Source organism: Priestia sp. SB1 (genome assembly GCF_038898415.1).
In genome coordinates, this window is sequence record NZ_JBBJSS010000001.1 from 877,865 (window position 1) to 901,707 (window position 23,843).

The following is a 23,843-nucleotide window of genomic DNA, read 5'->3' on the forward strand; positions in this document are numbered from 1 at the left end:
CTCTTCTTATCTTACCTTTATTTTAGCAAACAATAAGCTTTAAGAACAAAAAGTACTCTTGAATTCAACGTTTTATTTTCATATGGTGATAAGATCTATACATCATAAAATAAAAAACACCGCCTGGTTATTTTAGGCGGTGTAGCATGTGAATGGATAGAAATTGTCAAAAAGAATCGGCGAAAATAGCACGGTTAAAGCTATTTTCGCCTTACATATTGGCTCCTTGGATGAAGGGGTTTCCATGAAAAATTGTATCAATTAATTATTAAGCTACATTAAATAAATTGTAAAAGGAACGTAAACATTTTACATCTGCGGCAAATACTTGTGCAGCTTCACCGAAAAAGTTGTCCCTTTATTGACTTCACTTTTCACTTCAATTTCCCCTTTATGAGCTTCAACAAGATGTTTAACAATTGCTAATCCAAGACCTGTTCCTCCGGAATTGCGGCTTCTTGCTTTATCTACTCTGTAAAAACGCTCAAAAATACGTGAAATTTCATCAGAATCAATACCGATACCTGTATCTTGAACATGAACCGTAATCGTTTCTTCTTCCTCTTCAAGCGAAACGTGAACGGTTCCTCCAGGCATTGTATACATGAGCGCATTGCCAATTAAGTTAACGAACACTTGCATAAGGCGCTGACTGTCACCATCAATCCACGCTTCTTCAGGAAGCGTATCTAACGTTAGAGTGATTTCTTTTTCATTCGCTCGGTTCGATAGCACTGTTATGACCTCATAGAGAAGGGTATTCAAATCTACTGAATGAATGCTTAGTTTAAAACCTTGCTGTTCAACTTTAGATAAATCCAAAAGATCTTGAATCAGGCTCTCCATGCGCTGGCTTTCCGTTAGAATAATAGATAGAAACTGCTCTCGCAGCTTTGGATCTTCCATGGCACCGTCTAACAATGTCTCACTAAACCCTTTAATGGACGTAATAGGTGTTTTTAGTTCATGAGACACATTCGCTACAAAGTCACGGCGCACTTGTTCTAGTTTTTTCAGCTCGGTAATATCATGGAAAACAAGCACAATGCCTTTCCATTCATCGTTTAAGCCAATAATCGGCGCTCCGTAAACATCAAAATATCTTCGTTCAATATTTAAAGGCAAAACGACTTGTTTTCGAACCTTTACTTCGGTCATAAATATTTTTTCCACAAGTTTAATGATTTCTTTGTGCTCAAATACCTCATAATACAAGTGATAAAGGAAGTCGTCCGGATGTATATGAAACTGCTCTTTATAAGCTCGGTTCACTAAGTTTATATAGCCTCGACTATCGATAAGAAGCATACCGCTTCCCATATTTTCAATTAGCGTGCGCAGCCTGTCCTGCTGCATTTCTTGATTAGTGATAGACTCTTGCAGATTACGAGCAAGTGCGTTAATAGACTGACTCAGCATCCCTGTTTCATCTACATAATCTTCATATGTACGAGCTTTATAATTCCCTTTTGCAAGTTCCATAGCCACCTTGGTTGCCGATTCAATAGGACGGGTATAGCGCCCCATAATCTTTACACCTAAGAGTAAAATCACAATCAAAGCTAGACCTAAGCTTCCAATAAGAAGCCCCCAGATTTGCTGATTTACTTGTTTTAATGAATCAAACGATGTACTCAAAACAACAAATCCCTCTTGCTTACCTTCTATAATAAGCGGGATACCATAGTAATATAAGTCGTAATCTTCTTTAATTTGATCAAAGCTTTTTTTGCTGTTTAACTGCTTTTTTAATACTTGTTGGATTACAATACTTTTTTCGATTCTTTGCTGCTTGCTACCTGGATTTGAGTCAACTAATATTTTTCCATCTTTTTGAACGACAGTCGTTCGTACACTTAGCGAATGACTGATTTGATCAACTTTAGATTTTAAAGCAGGACTTGTGATGCCTTCTTCACTAATGTACATTTCCACAAGCTTTGCTTCTTTTTCCATTCGCTCTTGAAACGTTTGAAAATAAAAGTTTTTAAACAACTGCCCCAGCAGCAGGCCAAGACCTACTAATACAATAATAATAAGTACTAATAGAGCCAAAAGTAGCCTTGAACGAAATTTATTCATCTACCTTTGGTTCCTCCAGCTTATATCCTAATCCTCTAATCGTTTTTATATAAACCGGTTTTCTCGTATTATGTTCAATTTTCTCACGCAGATGGCTGATGTGCACATCTACAATTCGCGTATCTCCGGCAAAATCATAATTCCACACTGCACTCAGCAGCTGATCACGAGTTAATACCCGTCCTTTGTATTTTGCCAAATATAATAATAACTCGAATTCTTTCGGAGTAAGCTCAAGCTGCTCTTGATTAAAGTAGGCCTCATAATGATCTGGAAGAATTTTTAAATCACCAATCATGATGCGTTCGCCATCTTCCTCCTGTTCATTTTCCTGAGCAATAATTTGTGTTCTGCGTAAAATGGCTTTTACACGGGCTACTACTTCTCGAGGACTAAATGGTTTCGTCATGTAGTCATCTGCGCCAAGTTCTAGCCCTAATACCTTGTCAAACTCATCGTCTTTTGCAGTTAACATTAAAATAGGCGTCATCACTTTTTGCTGACGAAGCTTTTTACAAACTTCAATTCCATCCATTTTAGGAAGCATCAAGTCTAACACAATTAAATCAGGTTTTCCTTCTAATGCCTTGTTGTATCCTTCTTCCCCATCTTCAGCTGTTTCTACTGTAAAGCCAGCTTGTTGTAAATTATATTGTAATAATGTTGAAATTGATTGTTCATCATCTACGACTAATAATTTCTTACTCATATTAACGATATAAGCCTCCATCTAGTTAAATTAAACCGCAGCTTCACCCAAATGATATTATTTTCTATTTATCTTCTCTTATCATACAATGTTTTAGCCTCGTTCTCCAATACATTTCAACATTTTCAGAAAATATGGCTAAAGAGCTTCTTCTATATTTATCAATATTTAGGGCGTTTTAAAAATTTTCAAAGTCATGTGTCTCTACTGATGGAAGTCTAAGCGGCGGATACACAAGAAACCGAGCCGTTACTACTTTCTCTTTTTGTTCATTGACCGCTTCTACTTCAATCGTAACAGTTTTAGAAGAAACATCTACCTCTGTGACTTCAAATAAAAATTCAATCGTACTATAATGATGAATTTTTTTAGGAAAGGCAACCGTATGTTCTGCAACATGGCTTCCAGGTCCGGGCAAGTACTTTGAAATGGCTGCTGTCATAATACCGGTAATCATAATGCTTGGCACAATAGGTTTCTTAAAAGGTGTCTGAGATGCATAATCATGCTGAATGTATAAAGGGTTAGAATCATTTGTCAGCCCTAAGTACAATAAGATATCTTTATCTTCAATTCGTTCAGTTAGCGTTAATTTTTCTCCAACTTTTATATCTTCAAGACTTCGACCTATTTTTTGTTTTTTACCTAATACCATCATCATTCCACCTTTTGTATAAAGTAATAGTTTTTCTTTATATACAAGAAAAATTCGAGGTTTCCCTCGAATTTTCCTTGTGACTATTGTTTGAATATCTATAAAAACCTATACTCAAACCTACTTTATTGTATTAAGCTAATACACCCATGACAGTTTTGACTGATTTTGCTGATTGATCTAACGCAGCTTTTTCAGAATCAGTAAGTTCTAATTCAATTACTTGCTCAATTCCTGCAGCTCCTAATACGGTCGGAACACCTAAGTAGATGCCGTTATAACCATATTCACCCTCTAGGTAAGCAATCGCTGGTAAAATACGACGCTGATCTTTTAAGATCGCTTCTGTCATTTCCACTAAAGAAGCAGCAGGAGCGTAGTACGCACTTCCGTTGCCTAATAAGTTAACGATCTCGCCGCCGCCTTTGCGTGTTCTTTCAACAATTGCTTCAAGACGCGCTTTTGGAATAAGCGTTTCAAGAGGAATACCGCCAGCATATGAGTAGCGTACAAGAGGTACCATATCGTCGCCATGTCCACCAAGTACAAAACCTGTGATATCTTTCACTGAAATGTTTAACTCCTGCGCTACGAACGTACGGAAACGTGCAGAATCTAATACGCCTGATTGACCGATTACGCGGTTTTTAGGAAAACCAGATTCTTTAAATACTGTGTACGTCATAGCATCTACCGGGTTTGTTAACACGATAATGTGACAGTTTGGCGAGTATTTAACAACTTCTTGAGTAACAGACTTCATAATTTTTTGGTTCGTTGTGACTAAATCATCGCGACTCATACCTGGCTTACGCGCGATACCAGCTGTAATAATGACAATGTCAGAATCAGCTGTGTCTTCGTAGTTGGCTGTTCCTGTAATGTTAGCGTCAAAGCCTTGTACAGGACTTGCTTCTAACATATCCAGCGCTTTACCTTTAGCTGGATTTTCTAATTGCGGAATATCAACTAATACAACATCAGCTAATTCTTTTTGACCAATTAAAAAAGCAGTTGTAGCTCCTGTAAAGCCCGCTCCGATAACAGATACTTTTTTACGCATATTTGCCATTATAATTCCTCCCCTAAATGAATAGCTATTAAACTGTTACTTGTTTTCCTAGATTGCTAATTAATTCATCAGCAAACTCTGAACACTTCACTTCTGTTGCGCCGTCCATTAAACGTGCGAAATCATATGTTACTACTTTTGAAGCAATTGTTTTTTCCATTGATTTCATGATTAGATCCGCTGCTTCATTCCAGCCAAGGTGTTCAAGCATTAACACACCTGATAATAATACAGAAGATGGGTTTACTTTATCTAAACCAGCATATTTAGGTGCTGTACCGTGAGTTGCTTCAAAGATAGCATGTCCAGTTTCATAGTTGATGTTTGCTCCTGGAGCAATTCCGATACCGCCAACTTGTGCTGCTAATGCATCTGAAATGTAATCTCCATTTAAGTTCATTGTTGCTACTACATCGAATTCACGTGGACGAGTTAAAATTTGTTGTAAGAAGATATCTGCAATAGAATCTTTTACAATAATTTTTCCTGCTGCTTCCGCTTCTGCTTGAGCTTTGTTTGCAGCTTGTGCACCTTCTTTTTCAACGATGCGGTCATATTGAGCCCAAGTAAATACTTTATCGCCGAATTCTTTTTCAGCTAGCTCATAGCCCCAATTTTTAAATGCGCCTTCTGTATATTTCATAATGTTACCTTTGTGTACAAGCGTAACAGACTTGCGGCCCTGTTCAATCGCATAGTTGATTGCTGCACGCACAAGACGCTCTGTTCCTTCAGAAGAAATAGGCTTAATACCTAATCCAGAAGTTTCAGGGAAACGGATTTTATTTACGCCTAATTCCGTTTGTAGGAATGAAACAAGTTTTTGTACTTCTTCAGAACCCTTCGCATATTCAATACCAGCATAAATATCTTCAGTATTTTCACGGAAGATAACCATATCTGTATCTTCTGGGCGCTTAATTGGAGAAGGTACGCCGTCAAAGTAGCGAACAGGACGTAAGCATGTGAATAAGTCTAATTCTTGACGCAATGCCACGTTTAGAGAACGAATTCCACCGCCTACTGGTGTCGTTAATGGTCCTTTGATTGCAATTATGTATTCGCGAATTGCATCTAACGTTTCTTCCGGTAACCATTCGCCAGTTTGATTAAATGCTTTTTCACCTGCTAATACTTCTTTCCAAACGATTTCTTTTTCACCATTGTATGCTTTTGCAACTGCTGCTTCTAATACGCGGGAAGCTGCTGCCCAGATATCCGGACCAATTCCGTCACCTTCGATAAATGGAATAATTGGGTTATTTGGTACGTTTAAAACGCCGTTTGCTACAGAAATTTGTTCACCTTTTGTCATGAGAATGACCTCCTTAAAAAATTGTCTACTTTCACTTATGGAAAAGTGCTCAACGAACGTGAGCACCTTCGTCACATTGTTTAGCTGCGCTCTTCAAGCGGAATGTACGTTTGTTTTCCAGGACCGATATAATCAGCTCTTGGACGAATCAAACGATTGTTTGAATACTGCTCTAAAATGTGAGCAATCCATCCTGATACGCGGCTTACGGCAAAAATCGGAGTAAATAAATCGTGATCAATACCTAAGCTGTGGTATACAGAAGCTGAATAGAAATCAACGTTTGGCGGAAGCTTCTTCTCGCCTGTTACGATTTCCTCAATTTTCACTGACATATCGTATAGCGTTGTATCTCCTGCTTGTTTTGTAAGTTTTTCAGACATTTCTTTCAAGTGCTTGGCACGAGGATCACCCTGCTGATACACACGATGTCCAAATCCCATAATCTTTTCTTTTTTCGCGAGCTTTTCGCGAATGTAAGGTTCTGCGTTTTCAACTGTTTGAATGTCAGACAACATTTTCATAACAGCTTCATTCGCTCCCCCGTGAAGAGGACCCTTTAACGCCCCAATAGCGGCTGTAATCCCTGAATAAATATCGGATAACGTTGCCACACAGACACGCGCTGTAAAAGTTGAAGCATTTAGCTCATGGTCAGCGTGTAAGACAAGTGCTTTATCAAACGCTTCTACTTGGATATCAGTTGGCTCTTCGCCGGTTAACATATATAAAAAGTTAGCGGCAATGCTATAATTTTCGTTTGGCTCAATTGGCTCTAATCCGTTGCGAACTCTTGAAAAAGCCGTCACCACTGTTGGTAATTGTGCTTGCAAACGAACAGCTTTGCGATAATTTGCTTCTTCATCCATTAAATCAGCTTCAGGATCGTACAACCCCAATAGTGATACGACTGTTCTTAAAGCTGCCATTGGATGAACATCTTGAATTGGATAAGTTTTGAAATGATTTAAGACTTCTTGGGGTAATTTAGCGTTTTCTGCTAGTAATCTAGAAAACACAGATAATTCTTCTTTATTAGGTAATTTTCCGTGCCATAGTAAATACACCACTTCTTCAAATGTTGCATAATTCGCTAAATCATCAATATTGTAGCCTTGATATGTTAAAGTGTCATCAATAATTGAACTTACTGCTGACGTTGTAGCGACTACCCCTTCTAGACCTCGAGTTGCTGTCATAAATCTCCACTCCTTTACAGAAAAAATTCCCCATACCTTTCTGTGTAAAACGTGAAAAACAAAATTGAGCTTCTGCTCAACTAGACATTAAATGATATACGAAGCGCCTCTTTTGAATATATATCTTGGAAGAACATTCCTTCACCCCACGTAAAGAAAATGCTTACATTTCCATTTGTTTCAATAACACACAAAATTAAAACATCTGCATGTGTCATTGCTTTGTTACAGCCCTATAGGTAAAACATACAATTGTATGTAAAAAGATGCGGCCTCAAAATATATTATAAACAATTATCTGACTTTTGTGAATCAAAAGAGAGAAGAAATTTTAAAAAAATTATTATTATACAAAAATTTCTACGAAAAAAGTTCAGTTAATTTCATAAATAAATAAGCAATTCCAGCACCGATTAACGGACCTACTGCTACCCCTTGAAACAGCGCCACAGCAAGAATTGTGCCAAAAACTAAAGCGGTCGTAATATGCGGATCATCTTCCAAGAGCGTAAGCCCATATTTGGCAATAATTGCTACAGCAATGCCGGCTCCTAGAGCAATCCAGGCATAAGAAGATTTCACAGCTTCTCCTAATTGTTTAAACCCTATGTCTCCTGTTGCAATTGGCACAAGAACGGCAATTGTAATCACCGTTACCCCAATATTAATTCCTTTTGATTGTAGAAACGGAAAAACCTTACTGTCTAACCCGATTAATTTTAAAATAAGTAAAAATGCAACTGCAATGATTAATGATTGATTTTTAGCCACTAATCCAATTACGAGTAAAACAGCTAAAAAAAGCATCGGTTGTGAAAACATTTTACTCATCCTTTCTTTTTTTATTGTGATAATTCTAAAGCGTATTACGTAACTATTTTATGAGTAGCTTTTTCTTTTGTTGACTATCGTTTACAAGGAGGCCTCTATTTATTGTGTACAAGCTTCATTTACATCGCCTATTTCGCTTAGCTTGTGTGTTGGTAATTATTGCAGCAGCTGTATTTCTTAGTTATTATGTCTCTTCTCTCCTCTATCCATTTATTATCGCCTGCTGCATCGCTTTTTTTATAAATCCTATGGTTAATCTATTTGAATTAAAGCTGCGCTTACCACGCTACTTAGCTGTTTTACTGTCAATGGTTCTTATCTTCTCTCTTTTGGCTGGACTTATTACGTTACTTATCACAGAGATTATTGCAGGAAGTACGTATTTAGCGAAAGTTGTTCCCACAAATTTCAAAGAAGTGGTCATATTTATTGAAAATATTGCTACAGAACAAATACTTCCGTTTTATGAACGCATTACTTCTATGTTTAATAACTTAAATACCGGTCAGCAAGCAACTATTTTATCGAACATTAAAGGGGTAGGCAACCATATCGCTCAAACGGTGGGCGATTTTCTGCAAAATGTATTGCAAAGCATCCCAGTATTTTTATCCGTATTGCCTAATGCAGCTACTGTGATTATTTTTTCATTGCTGGCTACTTTTTTTATTAGTAAAGATTGGTACAAGCTGATGGCTAAAAGCAGCGTGTTTATTCCTAAAAAAGTAAGAGAAAATGGACAGACAGTTGTTATGGAGCTTAAAAATGCACTGTTTGGTTTTATTAAAGCTCAGCTTACGCTTATTTCGATTACCACCATCATCGTTCTTTTTGGTTTACTTGTTCTTAAGGTTGATTATGCTATTACAGTCGCTTTATTAATCGGCTTAGTAGATATTCTTCCTTACCTCGGAACAGGACTGGTTTTTGTTCCTTGGATGATTTATGCGTTTGCAACAGATAATGTGTCATTTGCTGTAGGACTTTCGGTACTATATGCTGTAGTACTTGTGCAGCGACAAATTATGGAGCCCAAGATTCTGTCATCGAGCATTGGTCTTGACCCTCTTGCTACATTAATTTCTTTATTTGTAGGATATCAATTGATTGGATTTTTTGGATTAATAGTTGGCCCTGTTATTCTTGTTATTCTAAAAACACTTCATACAACGGGAGTTTTTAAAGAAACGTGGCAGTTTATTATAGGAAAATGAAAAAGTGTGTGAAAGAAGCTTCTTTCACACACTTTCTAGTTAACGAATAATCGTCATTCGATTACGTCCTTGAAAAAATCTTCTTAGCCACGTTAAAAGGAAAGGCTTAACGATTTTGCGTGTAAACGGCAGTAAAAAGATAAAGCCTACAACATCTGTCAAGAAGCCTGGAAACAGTAGAAACAAACCGCCAAATAGTACACACATACCATCAAGGATTTCACCGCTTGGAACATGTCCTTGGCTCATCTGACGCTGTGCTTTTTGAAAAAGAGATGTTCCTTGTTTTTTCGCTAGAAACGCACCAATAAAACTGGTAGCAATAATCAGTAAAAATGTTGACATTACACCAATGAGATGACTTGAATAAATCAAAATCATTACCTCAACAGCAGGTACAATAAGAAGGAGCGGAAGAAGCTTCCTCACCATCATCACCTCTTCGCTTATTGAATTGCCTAAACAAAAAGAGAAGGATTTCCCCTTCTCTTTTTTTCAATCATCTACGTGTTTCTTACAGTACGCTTGCGTGTCCGTTGTATACAACACCACGTGAAGCATCAACTGTAATATCTTGATCTTCTGAGAATACGCTTGTTGCGTTTTCTACACCTACAATGACAGGAATGCTTAAGTTTAATCCTACTACAGCTGCATGGCTTGTTAGACCGCCTTCTTCCGTAATAAGAGCCCCTGCTTTTTCGATTGCACTGATCATATCGCGATCTGTGCTGTTTGTAACAAGGATAGCACCTTCAGTCATTTTTGCATTTGCTTCTTCAGCAGTTTTAGCAATAACTACTTTACCAACTGCTGCTTTACGACCAATTCCTTGTCCTTTAGCCAGAACGTCACCTACAACTTGAACTTTCATTAAGTTCGTTGCACCTGATTCTCCAACTGGAACACCAGCAGTAATAACAACTAAATCACCGTGTGCTACAACGCCTGTTTTTACTGCGTCATTTACAGCGTGATCTAACATATCGTCAATTGTACTTACGCGCTCACCAACAACTGGTGTAACACCCCATACTAGAGAAAGACGACGTGCAACAGAATCGTTTGCTGCAACAGCTACGATTGGAGATTGCGGACGATATTTAGAAACGATTTTCGCTGTATAACCACTTTCTGTTGGCGCTACGATTGCACTAGCGTTTAAGTTAAGCGCTGTGTGTACAACAGATTGTCCGATTGCATCTGTAATAGATGGGCCAACTTGCTTGCTGCGCTGTTGTAAAATCTCAGAGTAGTTTAGAGCTTGCTCAGCACGAGAAGCGATTGAATGCATTGTTTGTACAGCTTCAACTGGGTAAGAACCCGCAGCTGTTTCACCAGATAACATAATTGCATCTGTACCATCAAAAATAGCATTGGCAACGTCACTTGCTTCCGCACGAGTCGGGCGCGGGTTGCGTTGCATTGAATCAAGCATTTGTGTAGCTGTAATAACTGGTTTGCCAAGTGCATTACATTGTTTGATTAGATCTTTTTGTACTAATGGTACTTCTTCAGCAGGAATTTCTACTCCTAAGTCACCACGAGCAACCATTAAGCCGTCTGAAACTTCAAGGATTTCTTTGATGTTATCTACGCCTTCTTGGTTTTCGATTTTTGAGATGATTTGAATGTGAGCTGCATTGTGTTTTTCTAGTAGTTCACGAATTTCTAATACATCAGATGCACGACGCACAAAAGAAGCAGCGATAAAATCAATGCCTTGTTCGATACCAAATACAATATCGTTTGCATCTTTTTCAGTGATACCAGGAAGGTTTACACTTACGTTTGGCACGTTTACACCTTTTTTATTTTTTAATGTACCAGGGTTAAGTACTTTCGTTTTGATTTCACCATCAGTTTTATTGATGTCTAGTACTTCAAGACCGATTAAACCGTCATCTAAAAGGATTTTTGATCCTACGTGTACGTCATCAATTAGACCTGGATATGTAATTGAGAATTTTTCAGTTGTTCCCACTACTTCTGTCATAGAAACAATGATTTCAGCGCCTTCTTCTAACTCAATTGCACCATTTTCCATTGTGTTTGTACGAATTTCAGGTCCTTTTGTATCAAGTAAGATACCTACTGTTTTACCTGTTTGTTTCGCAGCTTCACGAATGTTAACGATACGTGCACCATGCTCTTCAAAGTCACCGTGAGAGAAGTTTAGGCGACAAACGTTTAAGCCTGAGTTAATTAGTTCAACTAATTTTTCTACACTTTCACTCGCTGGTCCAATAGTACATACAATTTTAGTTTTACGCATTCAAATTTCCTCCTATATATTTACTATTTACTCTTTAGGTAGAGCAAACAGCTATTTCCTTTACTAACCTTTTACAAGCAGGCTGTGAACAAATATTTTGTTGCCTTAACCTGTTCACCTTGCTTTACGTGTAACTTATGAAATACCTACATAGCGCTGAATCAAATAGCAAACAAATACACAGCACTTTAACGATGAATTTCTTCATCGTTTGCTTCTTGTTTTACTATTCCCTGCAATTCATACAGCAATACTTGCTGCCTGATTTGTCTTATATATCTCACGTTTTAGAGAAAAGACAAACGCTCGCACAGCTGCTAATAACCATAGGAATTTTTTTAAAAACACTCTTTTTCTACTTTTACTTAAAGGTTTTTGCTGTCTATAAAATACCACGAAGAACTTGTAAACACAATAGAGAAGGGCTATACAAACCGCACAAAAACGCGCACCCTTATTTTTCAAGAGTGCACGTTTCTTTATTTTATAGTAATGGCATCGTTTTCAGCTGCAAATTGTCCGATTTTTTTGTATTTTAAATAACGCTCTTCCACTAGCTCTTCTTTTGATAAATTCATCAGTTCTTTCAATGACTTCTTAATAATGCTTTCCATGTATCCAGCTTGTGCATCGATATCTCGATGAGCTCCGCCTTTTACCTCTGAAACCATTTCATCTACAATACCCAGTTCTTTCAAATCTGGTGCTGTAATCTTCATCGTTTCAGCAGCTTTTTTCGCAAGAGAAGAATCTTTCCAAAGAATGGCAGCCGCTCCTTCTGGAGAAATAACTGAATACGTCGAGTTCTCAAGCATATGAAGGTGATTTCCTAAACCTAATGCCAAGGCTCCTCCGCTTCCTCCTTCTCCAATGACAATACAAATAACAGGTACAGTTAAGCCAGCCATTTCGAAAAGATTTTTCGCAATAGCTTCGCTTTGTCCGCGTTCTTCTGCCGCTTTTCCTGGATAAGCTCCTTTTGTATCAATAAAGCAAATAATTGGGCGGTTAAATTTCTCCGCTTGCTTCATTAGACGCAGTGCTTTACGGTAGCCTTCAGGATGAGGCATACCAAAATTACGACGAATATTTTCTTTCGTATCTTTACCTCTCTGATGTCCAATCACGGTAACAGGCACGCCATTAAACTTGGCAATTCCTCCTACGATTGCTTCATCATCTCCATAAAAGCGATCGCCATGACACTCTAAAAAGTTTGTAAACAAGCGAGTAATATAATCGAGTGTTGTAGGACGCTCAGGATGACGAGCAATTTGAACACGGTTCCACGGGCTTAGATGATTGTAAATATCGTTTTCTACTTTTTCTAAGCGCTTTTCCAACTTATCAATTTCGCTAGATAAATCCACTTCTGTATTTTTAGCAAACTCTTTCAGTTCTGCAATCTTGTCGCGTAACTCAACAATTGGACGTTCAAACTCTAATTCACTTACCACTCGATGTCACCTCCTGCTACGTGTATATCTAAAATAGTTGTTAACGTGTCTTTTAAATCGTGACGGTCAATAACTCCATCTAATTGACCATGCTTCAACAGAAATTCAGACGTCTGAAAATCTTCTGGAAGCTCTTCTCTAATTGTTTGTTCAATAATACGTCTTCCAGCAAAGCCAATTAACGCGCCCGGCTCGGCTAAATTATAATCGCCTAGCGAAGCAAAGCTTGCTGACACTCCTCCCGTAGTAGGATGTGTCATGATCGAAATGATTAAGCCGCCTTCGTCACTGAACATTTTAAGGGCTGCGCTAGTTTTAGCCATTTGCATCAAGCTCAGAACACCTTCTTGCATACGTGCACCGCCTGAAGCTGTAAAAATAAGGAATGGGACATGCATTTCCTTTGCTTTTTCAATGGCGCGAGTAATTTTCTCACCTACTACAGAACCCATGCTTCCCATACGGAAATGTGAATCCATAACAGCAACCACTACTTTAATTCCTTCAATATCTCCTTCACCCGTAACAATCGCTTCACTTAAATTAGTTTTCTCACGATCTTTTTCGAGCTTTTCAAGATAATCCGGGAATCCAAGAGGATTTTCTGACGTCATATCTTTGTCGTATTCAACAAACGTACCGCTGTCAATCAAGCTTTCAATACGCTCTGGTGCTGTCATTTGATGATGGTATCCACAGTTTAAGCATACTTTTAAGTTTTTATTTAACTCTTTTGTATACATGATTTTCTTACACTTTTTACACTTGGTCATAATCCCTTCAGGTACATCTTGTCTCATATGCTCAGAAGGAATCGTAGCATATTTTCGTTTTTTTGGAGTTTTTGTGTTTTTTGTAAATAAATCTCGTAACAAGGTGTAACCTCCTTTTGGTTCTTTTCTTTAACATAAGAACCTTTCTTCTTCCTCTTCTTCTACTTTACACGTTATGAAAGCCCGTCTCAAAAGCAAAAACAAGCGACATATAAGAAAAAATTGGATGAATTATTCGCTTCACTTTATTAGTTGCTATTTACTTTACTAGATGACGGTTTGATTTTGTGTAGAAAGATGGCATGTCTCTTTCGACAAATTCCTTCTTTCACACTTGTTTGTAGCACTGATGGTGAAGATTTAATACAGCTGCTTCATCTTTTTTAACTAGCGCCTCTACTAATTCATTTATAAGAGTGTCGCTTGGCGCTGAGTTTTGTTGAAAGGTTTGAGAAAAGCGGCAAATAATCAGCCAAATTCGGTGCAATAGCCGATTAGCCTGCAAAGAAAACAAATAGTCAAACAAGTTCTTTAAGCGATCGTCATTCTGCTTTTGAATTACTTTTGAAACATTGATTTTGTTCTGTTCCGCTAAAACAGAAAACAAACAGCTTTTTTCCAGAATATATCTCGTCTGAATTAAGTCTGACTTTGTTTTGCCGTCTTGTATTAAAAAAGTAGCTAATAAATCAATAAATTGATGATCTCCCACTTCTTTAATAAACGTACCTTCACCTCTTCTAGTTTCAATTAGCCCAATTAGCTCTAACGCTCTGAGCGCTTCTCGAACGGAAGAACGTCCTGCGCCTAACCGTTCAGAAAGCTCTCGTTCTGACGGGATTTTATCACCCGTAGTTAAACGATCATCTTCCATTAGCTGGCGAATTTGTTTTAGAATTTCTACATATACTTTTGAACGTTCATTCTTCAAGTTTATTACCACTCACTTTACATTACTTTAACAGGCATGCTTGAAGCATCATGCCTGTCAAAGAACAGTTGATGTAACCTTATTCAATAATCGCTAAACGGCGTGTATTTTCAGCTACGGCTTCTGGCTTTACTTTTATTCGGGCAACGCCTGTTTCCATAGCTGCTTTTGCAACAGCTGCGGCTACTGCCGGAGCCACTCGTGCATCAAATGGCCCTGGAATTACATAGTCTGTATTCAAGTCCTCTTCCGTAATTAAATTAGCAATGGCCTCAACTGCAGCCATTTTCATTTTTTCATTAATATGAGTAGCACGCACATCCAGTGCACCTCGGAATATCCCCGGAAACGCTAAGACATTGTTCACTTGATTAGGAAAATCTGAACGTCCGGTGCCGATTACTTTCGCGCCAGCTTTTTTAGCTTCTTCTGGCATAATTTCAGGCACTGGATTTGCCATTGCAAAAATGATTGGGTCTGGATTCATCTTTCCAATCATTTCCGATGTGAGTGCTCCTTCAACCGAAACTCCAATAAATACATCAGCTTCTTCTAACGCATCGGCTAACGTACCTTCTACTTTGCTTCGATTTGTATAGGCTGCAACTTCATCTTTTATACGGTTCATGCCGTGAGGACGCTTGTCATAAATCGTTCCTTTGGAATCACACATAATAATATCGCGCACTCCATAGCTGTATAATAATTTAATAATAGCAATGCCAGCAGCCCCTGCTCCATTCGCTACTACTTTGATTTGTGACATTTTTCTTCCTGTCAGCTTCAGGGCATTAAGAAGACCCGCTACCGTAACAATAGCCGTCCCATGCTGATCATCATGAAAAACCGGGATATTTGTTTCCTTTTTCAACCGCTCTTCAATTTCAAAACAGTTAGGAGCCGCAATATCTTCTAAATTAACGCCTCCAAAAGTTGGTTCTAGCAATTTAACAGTTTCTATAATTTTGTCCACATCTGTCGTGTTTAAACAAATTGGGAATGCATCTACGCCGGCAAAACTTTTAAAAAGGACAGCTTTCCCTTCCATTACTGGCAGAGCAGCTTCAGGGCCTATATTGCCCAAGCCCAATACGGCAGTGCCATCAGATACAACAGCTACCATATTTCCTTTCATCGTATATTCATATACATTGTTTACATCATCATATATTTCTTTGCAAGGTTCTGCTACACCAGGGGAATAAGCAAGGCTTAAATCCTCTGCGTTTCGAACAGGAATTTTGGACTTTGATTCTAGTTTACCTTTGTTAATGCGGTGCATATGCAATGCTTCTTCACGTAAAGACAATGAATTTCACTCCCAATAAACAAAATGATAACAAATACTGTGCCTGAACCATGTTCTTTCCCACACTCATATGATGTTATAAATCCAATTGAATTTCATTTCAAGAAAAACGCATCTAATTCGTATATTTTATAAAAAAAACGGTGGTCAGACCACTTTTTTAACTATTTTACCATATAACATCACATGAAATCTGTAAAGACTATATCTTCTTGAACACAACGTGCTTCTCTCCAAGCATTGCTTTTAACGTTTTGATCAACTCATCGCTTCGTTCAACAGAATAGTGAACAGGAAGCTTGACCAATTGACGTTCTGCCTCATAATAAATTTTCACGGGGATTTTCCCTCTATGAGACTGAAAATGCTGATAAATAGTATGAAGCAGCTTTTCCGTACCTTGCTTTGTTTCTATACGTAAGTACAATTCTTCTGACGGTAATTTTTGAACCGCTTCGCTAGCAGCTTCAGCACGTTGACAAACAATTTGCTGCTGCCCATTTCTTTCATCTATCTTTCCATGTATCAGTAAAACCTTACCTTGTTCAAACAGCAGACGATTCTGCTCAAATACGCGGGGAAATGCAACAACTTCTCCTTCTCCACTTTCATCCGTAATGCGCAAAAAGGCCATTTGCTCTCCTTTTTTCGTGCGAATGACGCGAATTTCCAACACAAATACTAAAAGAGAGACCGCTTTTCCTGAAGCGTGTTCTTTCATATCGTGAAGAGAAACAACAGAATAAAAGGAATTCAGTGCTTCATACTGAGAAGCAGGGTGGCTTGATAAATAAAAACCTAGCATATCTTTTTCATACTGAAGCCGATCTTCTATTTTCAGTTCCTCTTTTTCCATATATTTAGGCTTTAACGAAAATTCAGCTCCAAATCCAAAATCATCATCAGGGAGGACCAAGCTTGCATGTTCAAATGCTACATCAATGGTTGCTAATAAAGTTGCTCGATTTTCTCCAAATTCATCAAAGCCTCCGGACAAAATCAAAGCTTCAAGCGCTTTTTTATTCACGGCTTTTGGTGAAACACGTGCACAAAAATCAAATAAGTCTTCAAATCTTTTTTTCTTTCTCTCTTCTGTTATTTCCTGCATAGCTGCCGCACCAATATGTTTAATCGCTGCAAGGCTATATCTTATTCTTTCACCTTCTACATTAAACGAATACATGCTCTTGTTAATAGAAGGTGGGAGAACTTGTATTTTTTTTCTTTTGAGTTCATTAATATATTGAGCAATTTTCCCTTCGTTTCCAATAACGCTCGTTAACAACGCTGAAAAGAACTGTAGCGGATAATGTGTTTTTAAATAAGCTAACTGATAGGCCACCATACTGTAAGCAACGGCATGGCTCCGGTTGAAGCCATAATCAGCAAAGCGCACAATAAGGTCATATACTCGATTAGCAACGGATAGGTCATATCCTTTCTTCTCGCTTCCTTGAACAAAATGTGCTCGTTCACGATCAAGCACGGATCGTTCTTTTTTACTAACTGCTCTTCTCAATAAATCTGCTTCTCCAAGAGAAAAGCCAGCCATCTTTGAAGCAATCTGCATAATTTGCTCCTGATACACGATAACGCCATGGGTGGATTGTAAAATGCCTTGAAGCGTGGGATGGTCATATATGACGCTCTCCACTCCGTGCTTGCGCTTAATATAGGTTGGAATATTTTCCATCGGACCGGGTCTATACAGCGCGTTAACTGCTACAATATCTTCTAGCTCTGTGGGTTTTAATTGCTGAAGAACCCTTCTCATTCCATCTGACTCTAGCTGAAAAATCCCTGTCGTATCTCCTTTGCTCAGCAGTTCAAAAGTTTTCTGATCGTTAAATGGAATACCAGACAGTGACAGCTTTTGGTTCATGTCCCGCTCAATTTTCTTTAAAATGTGATCTAAAATGGTTAAGTTACGCAAACCTAAAAAGTCCATTTTCAAAAGCCCAACGTCTTGCAGAGCTTCCATTGGATATTGAGTCAGATATACATCATCATGTCCTTCTTGTACAGCTATAGATTGCGTCAGCGGCTTCTCACTGATCACAACGCCTGCTGCGTGTGTGGAAGTATGCCTTGGCAGTCCTTCTATCTTCATGGCAATGTTATACCATTGCTTTCTGGCTTCATTTTCTGCTAAATAAGTTTGAAGAACTCTTGAATCACGAAGAGCGCTTTTTAACGTTGTACCTGGTTTAGTTGGAATCGCTTTAGACATTTTATTTAACGCCTCTTGATCAAATCCCATCACTCTTCCTACATCACGTACGGCTGCTTTAGCCGCTAATGTTCCAAATGTAATAATTTGAGCTACATGCAGCGCTCCATATTTTTGAGCCACGTACTGAATGACTTGATCCCGTTTATTATCAGGAAAATCGATATCAATATCAGGCATCGAAATACGTTCAGGATTTAAAAAGCGCTCAAAGAGAAGCTGATGCTGAATTGGATCAACATTTGTAATTCGTAAGGCGTATGAAACTAGTGAGCCCGCTGCTGAGCCACGACCTGGACCTGTTAAAATACCATGTTCATGAGCATAATTCATAAAATCCCACACGATAAGGAAGTAATCGCTAAAGCGCATACTTTCAATAATGTTCAGCTCATAATCTAAGCGTTTCTGGTATTGTTCCGTGATCACTTGAACTCTTTCTTGCAGTCCTTTCTCGCAAAGAGTGCGTAAGTAGGTTGATGATGTAACGGACGGAGGAACAGGGTATTTTGGAATAGACATGACGCCTAGAGAAATTTTAAGCTCGCATCGTCTTGCGATTTTTATACTTTCTTCTATTAAAAAATGCTGACCATGAAAGAGAACTTCCATTTCATGAGGTGATTTGAAATAGTACTCGCTGCTTTCTTCTTGCACCTGTTCACCGCTATGTAATTTCTCTCCGTCTCGAATAGCCGCTAAGCAATCATATGCGTCCCGATCTTCTTTTTTTAAATATTTCACTTGATTCGTTGCTACGAGCGGGACATTTTCTTCAGCAGCAAGCTCCGTTAACTGCTGATTTATCAAAGCTTCATCCTGCCCGTGGCGCTGTATAGATATATACAAAGACTGAGAATATACTTTTTTAAAGAATTGAAGCACTCGCTTTGCATCTTGAAGTTTGTTTTCTGCTAGCAGAGTTTCTACTTCTCCCCTTACGCCAGGTGTAATAGCAATCAGCCCGCTGCTATAATGCTGGAGCCATTTTTTCTTTACACCGTGTTTTTCCTTTGTTTGAACTAAACTGCTTAGTTTTAATAGATTTTCATAGCCTTTATCATTTTCTGCTAGCAAAACTAAAGGATACGCTTGCTCGCTTTCTTCATGTTCCAAAATTGATAGTGTAAGCCCAATAATCGGCTTAATCCCCGCTTTCACGCAGGCTTTATAAAAAGGAATGACTCCGTACATTACATTTTCATCGGTCAAAGCAATCGCTTCATAGTTCATTTTTTTAGCTGTTTCTACAAGTTCATGAATACGAACGGAACTGCTTAGTAAGCTATAAGAACTTTGAAGCTGTAAGTGAACAAAAGGCACAGGACTTCCCACCTTTCTTTAATTCTTTATTCTCATTATAAATTTTGTTGCGGGCGTAGACAAATTACATAACTCTGAACGTTTGTCCATATATATGTAGGAAGCATGAGTTATCAATAAAATAGTAAAGGAGGACGCGTCATGACAAAAGAGCCTTTTATGTCTCTTTTCATTTGGAGTTACTTTACTTCATTAGGTATTATTTTAGGCGGTTCATTAATCGGAGCATTTGCGGGGTTTTTAATTGGAAAATCTCCCCTGTACGTTATGCATACCCTCAGCAATAGCTTAAAAATCTGGGCAATTGTCGGAGCCATCGGAGGAACATTTGATACGTTTTACAGCTTTGAGCGAGGACTCTTTGAAGGAGCGACAAAAGATGTATTCAAACAAATTCTTTTAATTCTATCCGCTATGGGAGGAGCTCAGACCGGGGCTCTGATCATCAAGTGGTTAACGCAGGAGCACTTTGTATGAGAGTACCCAGCGAGCGAATGTTCAAGCGCTCCGACTGGCAGCGTTTTTTCGCCGGTATTGTCATTGGAGCAATTGTCAGCTGGGGAGTGTTTTTAACAATTTACGGCGTTTCAAGAGATAGAGAGCTAGAGGAGATTCGAATTGCTAATGATAAGCTAAAAAAAGCAAATTTGCAAATTAGCGCATGGCAAGAAGATGTAAAAGCATTAAACAAGGAAATGAAGCAGCATTTGATTATTCAAAATGTGAAAGTAAAATTAGTGAACGGCCATCGTTATAAAGTAAACTCTGTGGTGGAATACAATATTCAAAAAAGCGTCGACGAAGAAGCGCAGCACTTAATTGCCCAAGATATTGAAAGTGCGTATCGAAGCAGGGATATCTTAAAAAAAGCAATTGAAAACAAAAAATACGAATTCGATAAAACGATTTATGAAGTTGAAGTTCATCAAATTTATTTTTATACAACGCTTTCGATTGAAGTTCGAATTAAAAAGATGGAAAAAGTACTATAAAAAGCCGCTGATTTAAAATCAACGGCTTATTTTACAGATTACTCCTGACTGCAGAGCTCTTCTAAATCAAGTAGTAAAGGCTCTACTTCTTCCCATGAGTCAATGGAAGCGCCGGACGCAAGAGGATGGCCTCCTCCGTTGTATTTTCTAGCAATTGTATTAATCACAAGCTCTTTTGAACGCAGGCGGACCCGAATCTGATTTTCTTCTTCTACAAAAAATACCCACGTTTTCACTCCATCAATTTGTCCTAACGAGCCGACTAGCTGAGAGGCATCAGCAGGTGTCACATCATATTTGCGAAGAATTTCATTCGGAATTTTCATGTGAGCAACTCCCGCTGGAGACATCGTGAAGTTTTGCAGCACATATCCATGTAAGTGAGCGACGTTTTCTTTTGTTTTGTATAGCTGATCATATACATCCTTAAAATTGAAGCCATATTGAATCAATTCACTTGCATAGCAAAACGTTTTCGGCTTTGTATTTGGAAATAAAAATCGGCCCGTATCACCGACAATACCAGTGAAAATTAACTTTGCTCCTTCATCATTAAGAGCTAACCCCTTTTCTTTTCCTTCCAAGTAAAATTCATAAATCATTTCACTTGTTGAAGAAGCAGACGTCTCAACCCAAAGTAAATCACCGTAAGGAGTTTGATTCGGATGGTGATCGATTTTAATGATCATTTTTCCACTTGCGTAGCGCTGATCTGATACACGCGCTTCATTCGCCGTATCACAAACGATGACAAGCGCATCTTCATAGGTGTCATCGGCGATATCATCCATACGGTATAAAAATTTTAACGACTCCGCTTCTTCTCCCGTTACGTATACCTTCTTCTCCGGAAAAGATGTTTTTAACAATTCCGCTAATCCGCACTGAGATCCGTATGCATCTGGATCTGGACGAATGTGCCTGTGAATAATGATGGTGTCAAACTGCTTAATAGCTTCTAATATTTGTGCTTTCATTTTCTCTCTCCTGTCAATACTGTTCTTGTTTTATGTACGTACCACATGCACTTATATTTCCACAGCGCTGTATCCATAATCTTTATTAAATCATATCTCTTCTCCTTTTTAAAAGAAGAATCAATCAATAGTAGAATTTTCTGTTATTGACCTGTAAAATAATAGATACTACTGTAAACACTTTCAACACTACGCATTACTAGCATCTAGGAACATTACGGATAGAAATACACCGGACTGGAGGGGCGTCTGTGCCATTTTTTATGATTTTAATCGTTGTGTCCTTTGTTTTCTACATGTATTTAAAAGTAAAATACGTACGTTCAAAACGCCCAATGGAACGAAAGTGGATTTCCGCTAAGTCGAGTATTTGTCTTGGCTCTTTTGTATTATTTTTTGGGATCAATCAATGGTTTATTTACGAAACAAACCTTTCGCTTATCATCGGCATATTATTTGTATTATTCGGTTCAGGTAGCATAATAGCAGGTGTCAAAGCTTATAAGTACTATCAGCCTTATGCAATAAAAGAAGCAGATCAAATGTAAAAAAGGCTGAGGCATAACGAGAGGGATCCAATCTAAAGACGAACAAATGGGAGACATGAGCTGAACCGCTTGAGACACCGCCGTTGATTTCCGTGCAAGACTTCGCTTTCCGCGGGAGTCTTCGTCTTGCCCTCCAATCAATGGCTAGAAGAATTTCAACAGGTGAAACCTACGTTTACCCTAACAAAAAAAACGAACCACTCATCAACATGGTTGATAAGTGGTTCGTTTTTCACTTCGTCTAACATACTTTTGTCCCAGCTTCTTTTTTTATACTCTGTCCAATAACTGAGCCATCATCATCGCTTTTCCCACTACAACTCCGGCGTTGTAGACTTCTACATCTAATTTAGCAAACTTCCGACCAAGTTCTAATAGCTTAGGGCGAATTTCAATTACACTTTCAATTTGAACCGGTTTAATAAAATAAACGGTAATGTTTTCAATAACCAAATCACCTTTTTTATATAAGCGCAGAACACGATTGGCAGCTTCCGTCACAATAGTAGTAAAAACTCCGTATGAAATAGTTCCCATATAATTTGTCATTTGTGGCGTTACTTCACAGCGATAGACAGGTGCTTCCTTTGTCTCTTGTACGTCCATAAATTGATTCGTTACAATGTCATCAATGGTTTCTCCTACCTGTGGTTGACGCTGAATCATTTGCAGCGCTTTTAAGACATCTTGACGGCTGATAATGCCTTCTAGTCGGTGGTAATCGTCCACTACAGGCAGCACTTCAATCCCTTCCCATACCATCATATGAGCGGAAGAAGCGACCGATGTTTTCCCGTGAACGGTCATCGGATTTTTCGTCATCACTTTTTCAATCGAAGTGGAAAGATCATATCCAATAACATCTTTTGAGGTAACCATTCCATGAACTTTCATATGTTGATCTACTACAGGAAAACGACTGTGGTGCGTTTGATCGTTACATTCGTGCCATTTTTCAATCGTATCGGTTAACTGCAAGCTAACCGCTTCAGAGACGGGTGTTAAAATATCCTCTACAAGCACAATTTCTTTTTTTATCAACTGATCATAGATAGCCCGATTAATCATCGTTGCAACTGTAAATGTATCATAGCTCGTTGAAATAATAGGAAGCTTAAGATCATCCGCAAGCTTCTTAACCCATTCTTCCGTATCAAAGCCGCCCGTAATTAAAACGGCTGCGCCTGCTTCAAGGGCTAATTCATGAGCGTTTACTCGATTCCCTACGATAAGAAGGTTTCCGGCCTCGGTATACCTCATCATAGCATCAAGCTTCATCGCTCCAATAACAAACTTATTTAACGTTTTATGCAAACCTTCACGTCCGCCCAGCACTTGTCCATCTACAATGTTTACTACTTCGGCAAACGTGAGCTTTTCAATGTTTTCTTTCTTCTTTCGTTCAATTCGAATAGTCCCTACTCGTTCAATCGTTGAAACATATCCTTTATTTTCCGCATCTTTTATTGCTCGGTACGCCGTGCCTTCACTGACAGTCAGTTCTTTGGCAATTTGGCGCACTGAAATTTTTTCACCAATTGGAAGCGAATCGATATACTGTAAAATTTGCTCATGTTTTGTCGCCACGTGTACTTCACCCTTCTAAAACGTTTTTACGTTTCATATGTCTTTTCTTTTATTATACGGGGGAAGTGAAATGGATTCAATCTAACCTCTTTGACGCAAAGGCTTTCTCGCACTATTTTTTTGAATACCTGTCTTTTTACGGCGCGGTGCATAAAGTAGTGATGACAAATTGCCTCCGGCTACAAAAAGAGCAAAGGTAAGCCAGCTTATACTAAAAATCCCTTGCAAACTCGCAGTTGTTAACACTAAGTGCGGCATTGCATAGTAAAGCATCACTCCGCATAGTAAAAGCGATAAAATAACTCGATTTTTTTCCATAACTCTCCCTCCTTATTATTACTATCGTATGCGGGAAAGTAAAAAA

21 protein-coding genes are annotated in these 23,843 nt (G+C 38.4%); 4 read left to right on the forward strand and 17 right to left on the reverse strand.

The window, feature by feature from the left end:
• Nucleotides 1-309: 309 nt before the first annotated feature.
• The 7 genes from pnpS to WKH56_RS04565 form a co-directional block, all read right to left on the reverse strand.
• A complete protein-coding gene (gene pnpS / locus WKH56_RS04535) occupies nucleotides 310-2,082 on the reverse strand; it encodes a two-component system histidine kinase PnpS (protein WP_028411777.1) in 1,773 nt (590 codons plus the stop codon).
• Nucleotides 2,075-2,791: a response regulator transcription factor gene (locus tag WKH56_RS04540; RefSeq protein ID WP_013085192.1), complete on the reverse strand. Its 717-nt coding sequence runs from the start codon at nucleotides 2,789-2,791 to the stop codon at nucleotides 2,075-2,077. Before WKH56_RS04540 ends, pnpS begins: the two co-directional genes overlap by 8 nt.
• Before the next feature lie 178 nt (nucleotides 2,792-2,969).
• Nucleotides 2,970-3,446, reverse strand: a complete 477-nt coding sequence (locus WKH56_RS04545; protein ID WP_098112321.1) for a MaoC family dehydratase — start codon at nucleotides 3,444-3,446, stop codon at nucleotides 2,970-2,972.
• Nucleotides 3,447-3,579: 133 nt separating this feature from the next.
• Nucleotides 3,580-4,518: a malate dehydrogenase gene (gene mdh, locus WKH56_RS04550; protein ID WP_013059443.1), complete on the reverse strand. Its 939-nt coding sequence runs from the start codon at nucleotides 4,516-4,518 to the stop codon at nucleotides 3,580-3,582.
• A gap of 28 nt (nucleotides 4,519-4,546) precedes the next feature.
• The gene (gene icd / locus WKH56_RS04555; RefSeq protein WP_255255780.1) at nucleotides 4,547-5,839 is read right to left on the reverse strand and encodes an NADP-dependent isocitrate dehydrogenase; all 1,293 of its coding nucleotides are present in this window, start codon (nucleotides 5,837-5,839) and stop codon (nucleotides 4,547-4,549) included.
• 74 nt (nucleotides 5,840-5,913) lie between these two features.
• Nucleotides 5,914-7,032: a citrate synthase gene (gene citZ, locus WKH56_RS04560; RefSeq protein WP_033579621.1), complete on the reverse strand. Its 1,119-nt coding sequence runs from the start codon at nucleotides 7,030-7,032 to the stop codon at nucleotides 5,914-5,916.
• 360 nt (nucleotides 7,033-7,392) lie between these two features.
• Nucleotides 7,393-7,854 (reverse strand): DUF441 domain-containing protein, encoded by a 462-nt coding sequence (locus WKH56_RS04565; RefSeq protein ID WP_033579620.1) that lies wholly within the window; start codon nucleotides 7,852-7,854, stop codon nucleotides 7,393-7,395.
• 113 nt (nucleotides 7,855-7,967) lie between these two features.
• Between WKH56_RS04565 and ytvI the strand changes: the two genes are divergently transcribed.
• Nucleotides 7,968-9,077 (forward strand): sporulation integral membrane protein YtvI, encoded by a 1,110-nt coding sequence (gene ytvI / locus WKH56_RS04570; protein WP_154991851.1) that lies wholly within the window; start codon nucleotides 7,968-7,970, stop codon nucleotides 9,075-9,077.
• 39 nt (nucleotides 9,078-9,116) lie between these two features.
• On the opposite strand, the gene WKH56_RS04575 is transcribed toward ytvI, so the two are convergent.
• The 7 genes from WKH56_RS04575 to dnaE all read right to left on the reverse strand — a co-directional run bounded on the left by WKH56_RS04575 (nucleotide 9,117) and on the right by dnaE (nucleotide 19,375).
• Entirely contained in the window at nucleotides 9,117-9,509 is a 393-nt protein-coding gene (locus WKH56_RS04575) for an FxsA family protein (RefSeq protein ID WP_033579618.1), read from the reverse strand.
• Nucleotides 9,510-9,591: 82 nt separating this feature from the next.
• Nucleotides 9,592-11,352 (reverse strand): pyruvate kinase, encoded by a 1,761-nt coding sequence (pyk, locus tag WKH56_RS04580; protein WP_033579617.1) that lies wholly within the window; start codon nucleotides 11,350-11,352, stop codon nucleotides 9,592-9,594.
• Nucleotides 11,353-11,831: 479 nt separating this feature from the next.
• A complete protein-coding gene (gene accA, locus WKH56_RS04585) occupies nucleotides 11,832-12,809 on the reverse strand; it encodes an acetyl-CoA carboxylase carboxyl transferase subunit alpha (protein ID WP_047749772.1) in 978 nt (325 codons plus the stop codon).
• Complete coding sequence (gene accD, locus WKH56_RS04590; protein WP_028411784.1) at nucleotides 12,803-13,684, reverse strand: acetyl-CoA carboxylase, carboxyltransferase subunit beta; 882 nt, start codon at nucleotides 13,682-13,684, stop codon at nucleotides 12,803-12,805. Before accD ends, accA begins: the two co-directional genes overlap by 7 nt.
• Nucleotides 13,685-13,910: 226 nt before the next feature.
• Complete coding sequence (locus tag WKH56_RS04595) at nucleotides 13,911-14,525, reverse strand: FadR/GntR family transcriptional regulator (protein ID WP_342834729.1); 615 nt, start codon at nucleotides 14,523-14,525, stop codon at nucleotides 13,911-13,913.
• Nucleotides 14,526-14,592: 67 nt separating this feature from the next.
• The gene (gene ystJ, locus WKH56_RS04600; RefSeq protein ID WP_028411786.1) at nucleotides 14,593-15,822 is read right to left on the reverse strand and encodes an NADP-dependent malic enzyme; all 1,230 of its coding nucleotides are present in this window, start codon (nucleotides 15,820-15,822) and stop codon (nucleotides 14,593-14,595) included.
• A 202-nt stretch (nucleotides 15,823-16,024) separates the two neighbouring features.
• Entirely contained in the window at nucleotides 16,025-19,375 is a 3,351-nt protein-coding gene (gene dnaE, locus WKH56_RS04605; RefSeq protein WP_310884112.1) for a DNA polymerase III subunit alpha, read from the reverse strand.
• A gap of 141 nt (nucleotides 19,376-19,516) precedes the next feature.
• Between dnaE and ytrH the strand changes: the two genes are divergently transcribed.
• Nucleotides 19,517-19,852 (forward strand): sporulation membrane protein YtrH, encoded by a 336-nt coding sequence (gene ytrH / locus WKH56_RS04610; protein WP_013059455.1) that lies wholly within the window; start codon nucleotides 19,517-19,519, stop codon nucleotides 19,850-19,852.
• On the forward strand, nucleotides 19,849-20,367 hold the full coding sequence (ytrI, locus tag WKH56_RS04615) for a sporulation membrane protein YtrI (protein ID WP_014458035.1): 519 nt from the start codon (nucleotides 19,849-19,851) through the stop codon (nucleotides 20,365-20,367). Before ytrH ends, ytrI begins: the two co-directional genes overlap by 4 nt.
• A gap of 38 nt (nucleotides 20,368-20,405) precedes the next feature.
• Here ytrI and WKH56_RS04620 read toward each other — a convergent pair whose 3' ends face one another.
• A complete protein-coding gene (locus WKH56_RS04620; RefSeq protein WP_033579614.1) occupies nucleotides 20,406-21,344 on the reverse strand; it encodes a DHH family phosphoesterase in 939 nt (312 codons plus the stop codon).
• Nucleotides 21,345-21,595: 251 nt separating this feature from the next.
• Between WKH56_RS04620 and WKH56_RS04625 the strand changes: the two genes are divergently transcribed.
• On the forward strand, nucleotides 21,596-21,892 hold the full coding sequence (locus WKH56_RS04625) for a YtpI family protein (RefSeq protein ID WP_028411789.1): 297 nt from the start codon (nucleotides 21,596-21,598) through the stop codon (nucleotides 21,890-21,892).
• Nucleotides 21,893-22,162: 270 nt separating this feature from the next.
• On the opposite strand, the gene WKH56_RS04635 is transcribed toward WKH56_RS04625, so the two are convergent.
• Both WKH56_RS04635 and WKH56_RS04640 read right to left on the reverse strand, forming a co-directional pair.
• Nucleotides 22,163-23,479: a CBS domain-containing protein gene (locus WKH56_RS04635; RefSeq protein ID WP_028411790.1), complete on the reverse strand. Its 1,317-nt coding sequence runs from the start codon at nucleotides 23,477-23,479 to the stop codon at nucleotides 22,163-22,165.
• A gap of 81 nt (nucleotides 23,480-23,560) precedes the next feature.
• A complete protein-coding gene (locus WKH56_RS04640) occupies nucleotides 23,561-23,797 on the reverse strand; it encodes a hypothetical protein (RefSeq protein WP_033579613.1) in 237 nt (78 codons plus the stop codon).
• Nucleotides 23,798-23,843: the final 46 nt, after the last annotated feature.